6 protein-coding genes and 1 pseudogene are annotated in these 4,914 nt (G+C 69.8%); 4 read left to right on the top strand and 3 right to left on the bottom strand.

Annotated elements, in window-relative coordinates; translation table 11 throughout:
* Together JWP28_RS14225 and JWP28_RS14230 are read left to right on the top strand one after the other, a co-directional pair.
* Positions 1-127, top strand: a pseudogene (locus JWP28_RS14225) (4-hydroxy-3-methylbut-2-en-1-yl diphosphate synthase); the annotation flags it as partial.
* Between the two features lie 85 nt (positions 128-212).
* Positions 213-506, top strand: a complete 294-nt coding sequence (locus JWP28_RS14230) for a hypothetical protein (protein WP_299543873.1) — start codon at positions 213-215, stop codon at positions 504-506.
* A 90-nt stretch (positions 507-596) separates the two neighbouring features.
* Here the strand turns inward: JWP28_RS14230 and JWP28_RS14235 are convergent, their stop codons facing one another.
* Both JWP28_RS14235 and JWP28_RS14240 read right to left on the bottom strand, forming a co-directional pair.
* Entirely contained in the window at positions 597-905 is a 309-nt protein-coding gene (locus tag JWP28_RS14235) for a hypothetical protein (protein ID WP_299543875.1), read from the bottom strand.
* Between the two features lie 65 nt (positions 906-970).
* Positions 971-1,549 (bottom strand): pyridoxamine 5'-phosphate oxidase family protein, encoded by a 579-nt coding sequence (locus tag JWP28_RS14240; RefSeq protein WP_299543876.1) that lies wholly within the window; start codon positions 1,547-1,549, stop codon positions 971-973.
* 87 nt (positions 1,550-1,636) lie between these two features.
* Between JWP28_RS14240 and prfA the strand changes: the two genes are divergently transcribed.
* On the top strand, positions 1,637-2,713 hold the full coding sequence (prfA, locus tag JWP28_RS14245) for a peptide chain release factor 1 (protein WP_299543878.1): 1,077 nt from the start codon (positions 1,637-1,639) through the stop codon (positions 2,711-2,713).
* Positions 2,714-2,857: 144 nt separating this feature from the next.
* On the opposite strand, the gene JWP28_RS14250 is transcribed toward prfA, so the two are convergent.
* Positions 2,858-4,015 carry a YihY/virulence factor BrkB family protein gene (locus JWP28_RS14250; protein WP_299543880.1) on the bottom strand — a complete coding sequence of 386 codons (1,158 nt, stop codon included), beginning with the start codon at positions 4,013-4,015 and terminating at the stop codon, positions 2,858-2,860.
* Positions 4,016-4,142: 127 nt separating this feature from the next.
* On the opposite strand from JWP28_RS14250, the gene JWP28_RS14255 reads away from it, so the two are divergent.
* Positions 4,143-4,914, top strand: a 772-nt coding sequence (locus tag JWP28_RS14255) for an MOSC N-terminal beta barrel domain-containing protein (RefSeq protein ID WP_299543882.1), incomplete at its 3' end; no start/stop codon positions are given.

Below are 4,914 nucleotides of genomic sequence, written 5' to 3' on the forward strand. Positions count from 1 at the left end.
GGTCTACGTCGCCGGCCGCCAGGACCACAAGGTCGACAACGACCACATGGTCGACCACATCGTCGAGCTGGTCGAGGCCAAGGCGGCCGAGCTCGAGGCGGAGAAATCCCTGCAGGCGGCGGAGTGATCTTCACAAAAGTGACGCCCGCGTCACTCTTGCGCCCGTCTCCCATCCGCGCTTAGGTGCGGCAACCATTTTCGGGAGGGATGAGATGTCCGCGGACGGCAACTGGAAGATCACCATCAACACGCCCATGGGCGCGCAGGAAGTGACCGCCGAGATCAAGACCAGCGGCGACACCTTCACCGGCAAGACCTCGGGCCGCATGGGCGACAGCGAGATCAGCGGCAAGGTCGCCGGCGACACCCTCTCCTGGAGCGCCGACATCACCCAGCCGATGCCGATGACGCTGGAGTTCGAAGCCACCGTCAACGGCGACGCCATGACCGGCAACGTCAAGCTGGGCGCCTTCGGCAACGCCCCGCTGAGCGGCGTCCGCGTCTGATCCATCCGCGCTGAGCGGCGCACGGAAAAGGCCCCTGCCGGCGACGGCTGGGGCCTTTCTCTTACCTCGCCCGCTTCGCGGGGGGGCAGATTACTTCGGATTTACCGCGCCGGCGGGGTTGTTGGCCGCGGCGCCGACGTCCTTGGCGGCGCCCGCGGTGGAGTCGGCGATGGTCGAGGCGGCGCTGGTCACCGCGCTGGTGCGCAGCGCGTCGTTGCGGTTCTGGTTCACCAGGAAGAAGGCGATGAGCGCCACCAGCGCCAGGACCACCAGGCCGACGATCAAGCCGCCCATGCCCGAGCCGCCGCGGTCGATATAGGTCGTCCCGCCGCCGTCCTGCTCGACGATGCGCTCGCTCGTCGTCCCGTCGCTGTGTGTGGTCACTCGTTCGGTCGCCATCTCAAGCCTCCATGTGTCACAGGCGGCCAAACGGGTGCCCTACCCTGGAGGTTCCGGCGCCGGCCTCAACGCCGCCTTGGCGGGACCACGTCGCTGAAGCTTTCGAAGCTCTTCCACTTGGGCTCCAGCGGCGCCGCGTCCGGCTCCGGCAGATAGGGCGAGGGCTCGACGAGCGTCATGTTCGGCACATAGCGCGGGCAGTTGGGGAAGATGTCCGCCGGCGTCACCTTCACCAGCAGCTGCGCCCCGGGGATCGCGGCCATCAGCGGATCGTCGCCGACCACCTGCGCCGTCCCGTTCACCCGCAGGCGCTTGGGCGCCTCGCCCATGGCGATGAACAGGATGCCGACGTACGGATTGACCCCGATGTTGCCCAGGCTCCTGAACATGCCGTTGCCGTCGTAGTCGGGGAACACCAGCAGGTCCGGGGTAGCCACCCGGACGAACCCCGGCGGCCCGCCCTTGAACGAGCAGTCGGGCCGCCCTTGCGCGTCGGCCGTCGCCAGGAAGAAGAAGCCTAGGGACCCGATGAAGGCCGCGTCGTCCTCGTTGAACAGGTCGCGCCGGAGCTTCTGGTCCAGCCGGTCGGCCAGCGCCCGGCTGCCGAAGGCGTCTTGCAGCGCGCGGTTGCCCTCGTGGTACATGGGGCGCCTCCAACCTCTCCGACCTGTTTGGCAACCGGCCGGGGTAAGGCTAGAGGAAGCTCCCCTTCTCTTCAGGCGTCCAGACCCTTGCGACTTCCCCAGGCCAGGCTCGACCAGGTGCTCGACCGCTTCCGCGAGATCGAGGCGCGGATGGGCGCGGCCAGCGACGGGGTCGAGATCGTCCGCCTCTCCAAGGAGCACGCCGAGCTGAAGCCGGTGGTCGATGCGGTCACCACCCTGCAGCGCGCCCGCGACGAAGCGCCGGAGCTGGAGGAGATGGCGTCGGGCGGCGACGCCGAGATGGCGGTAATGGCCCGCGACGAGCTGGAGACCCTGAAGGACCGGCTGCCCGCCCTCGAGCACGAGGTCGCCCTGCTGCTGGCGCCCAAGGACCAGGACGAGAACGCTTCGGCGATCCTGGAAGTGCGGGCTGGCACAGGGGGCGACGAGGCCGCCCTCTTCGCCGGCGACCTGTTCCGCATGTACCAGCGCTACGCCGCCCTGCACGGCTGGCGGGTGGAGGTAGACAGTATGTCCGAGGGCGACGCCGGCGGGTTCAAGGAGATCATCGCCTCGGTCACCGGCGACGGCGTGTTCGGCCGGCTGAAGTTCGAAAGCGGCGTCCACCGCGTCCAGCGGGTGCCGGCCACGGAAGCCCAGGGGCGCATCCACACCTCCGCCGCCACCGTCGCGGTCCTGCCCGAACCGGAGGACGTGGAGATCGACATCAAGGACGGCGACATCCGCATCGACACCTACCGCTCCTCCGGCGCCGGCGGCCAGCACGTCAACAAGACCGATAGCGCGGTCCGCATCACCCACCTGCCCAGCGGCATCGTGGTGACCTCCTCGGAGAAGTCCCAGCACCAGAACCGGGCGCGCGCCATGAAGGCGCTGAAGGTCAAGCTCTACGACCAGCAGCGCGAGGCGCTGGATGCAGCCCGCTCGGACGCTCGGAAAACCCAGGTCGGCTCCGGCGACCGCTCCGAACGCATCCGCACCTACAACTTCCCGCAAGGCCGGGTCACCGACCACCGCATCAACCTGACCCTCTACAACCTGCCCAAGGTGCTGGAGGGCGAGGCCCTGGACGACGTCATCAACCCCCTGATCGCCGAAGACCAGGCGGCCCGGCTGTCGACCCTGGAGGACGAGTTCAACTAGGCGGGACGCCTAGCATCCCGCGAAGCGGGAGAATGCTGTCCACGAACGACACGAACAGGCCCAGGTCGCCGTTGCTCCGGGATCGCGTCGGATCCGTTCGTGTGGCTCGTGGACCTATTCTCGGTCGCCGCCCCAGCGGCGGCCCTAGGACTCCGCGCGCTTGCGCCCCAGCATCCTCGCGATCCCCGCCTCCGCCCCGTCCCAGAGCTTGTGGACGCCCTGGAACGCCAGGCCCACGGTGTCGGCCATGGCAGCGCCGCGCTGGCCCATCGGCAGGGGCGCGCCGGTGGTGGAGTCCAGCGCCGTCTGGTGCTCGATCTCGGCGTTCAGCTCGGCGCCCACCAGCACCACCATGGTCGAGAACCAGATCCACATCATGAAGCCCACCACCGCCCCCAGCGAGCCGTAGGTGGCGTCGTAGTGGGCCAGGTGGTTGAGGAACCAGGAGTAGCCGAGCGAGCCGCCGACCCAGGCCAGCGCCGCGAAGGCCGCGCCCCACCACACCCAGCGCCAGCGCGCCTTTTGCCGCGAGGGCCCGTACCGGTAGATCGCCGCGAAGCCGACGGCCGCCAGCCCCAGCAGCGCCACCCAGCGCGCCGGGACCACCCACCAGTCCACGAGCCCAAGGTCGTCGGCGATGATCGGCAGCGCCACCAGGACGGCGGTCACCACGGTGAGGAACACGATGGCCGCAAAGGTGAAGCCGTAGGTCAACGCGCGGCGGACCACGAAATTGCGCTTCTCCGTCTCGTCGTAGGCGATGTTCAGCCCGTCGATCAGGGCCTGCATGCCGGCGTTGGCGCTCCACACCGAGAGCAGCAGGCTGACCACGAAGGCCACCGAGAGGCTCGCATGCCGCTGGCTCGCCAGCCGCATCATCTGGTCCCCCAGCAGGCTCAGCACCTCCTGCGGCACGAACGCCGCCAGCTGGTCGAGCTGCTTGGAAACCTTGTCCACGTCGGCGAACAGGCCGTAGAGCGAGACGAACGCCCCGATCCCCGGGAAGATGGCCAGGAGGCTGTAGAAGGTGATCCCGCCTGCCACCGCCGGCAGCCGGTCGCGGCCGATCTCCAGCCAGGTCCGCCAGAGGATGTCGCGCCAACCCTTCAACGGGATGCGGTGCGGCGCGGCGGCCAGGCGACCCCGGCCCGGCTCGATCGCCTCGAAATGTTCCGGCGAGGCGGTGACCTGCTTGCTCAGACCCGGCTTCGGCTTGCGCAGCGACTGCGCCCAAAGCCCCGCCATCGCCGCCATCCCGACCCACGGGACCGCGCCCAGCACGAGGCTGCGGGCCTTCGCCACCCGCGGTCTCGATTTCCGTTGGGCAAGCCCCGACACGCCGCAGTCTCCGAGGTGGCGCTTGCTCAAACCCCGGGCCGCGGCGTCCGTTCCGCTTGTCGCGCGCGCCGGCTTGCGGCAAGGGGCGCATATGAGCGGTCACGTCGCGGCCATCTTCCGCCATCCGGTGAAGGGCTTCACGCCCGAGCCGCTGGACGCCGTGCAGCTGGCCCCCGGCGAAGGCTTCCCGCACGACCGCATCTGGGCGGTGGAGAACGGGCCTTCCGGCTTCGATCCGGCCGCGCCCGCCTTTGTCCCGAAACAGAAGTTCACGGTCCTGGCCCACATCGCCAGGGTGGCTGCGGCCCGCACCCGATATGACGCGGAGACCGGCGTGTTGCAGGCAGCCGCGCCGGGCGCGGGCGAGTTCGCCGGGCGGCTGGCGGAGCCGTCCGGGCGCGAGGCCTTCGCCGCCTGGCTGACCGGGCTTCTGGCCGACGACATCGGCGGGCCCTTGCGCGTCATCGAGGCGCCGGGCGCGCACCGCTTCACCGACCATCCGCTGGGCCAGGTGTCGATCGTCAACCTGGCCAGCGTCCGTGACCTTGGCCGGCGCATGGGGGTCGAGCTCGACCCGCTGCGGTTCCGCGCCAACCTCTATGTCGAGGGCTGGCCGGCCTGGGCGGAGAATGGCTGGACCGGCAAGCGTCTGATGCTCGGCTGGGCCCAAGCCGAGGTGTTCAAGCCGATCGTCCGCTGCGCCGCCACCCACGTCGATCCCACCACCGCCGAGCGCGACCTCGACGTCACCAAGGCGCTGTTCGACAATTACGGCCACCTGCTCTGCGGGATCTATGTCCGGGTCACCGCGGCCGGCGCCGTGGGCCTGGGCGACGCGGTCACGGCGCCCGCCGAAGAGCCGA

It is taken from the genome of Phenylobacterium sp. (genome assembly GCF_028290885.1).
Taxonomy (GTDB): Bacteria; Pseudomonadota; Alphaproteobacteria; order Caulobacterales; family Caulobacteraceae; genus Phenylobacterium.

Coding starts and splice junctions, on each gene's coding strand:
- JWP28_RS14230 (WP_299543873.1), top strand. CDS start 213: ATGTCCGCGGACGGCAACTGGAAGATCACCATCAACACGCCCATGGGC.
- JWP28_RS14235 (WP_299543875.1), bottom strand. CDS start 905: ATGGCGACCGAACGAGTGACCACACACAGCGACGGGACGACGAGCGAG.
- JWP28_RS14240 (WP_299543876.1), bottom strand. CDS start 1,549: ATGTACCACGAGGGCAACCGCGCGCTGCAAGACGCCTTCGGCAGCCGG.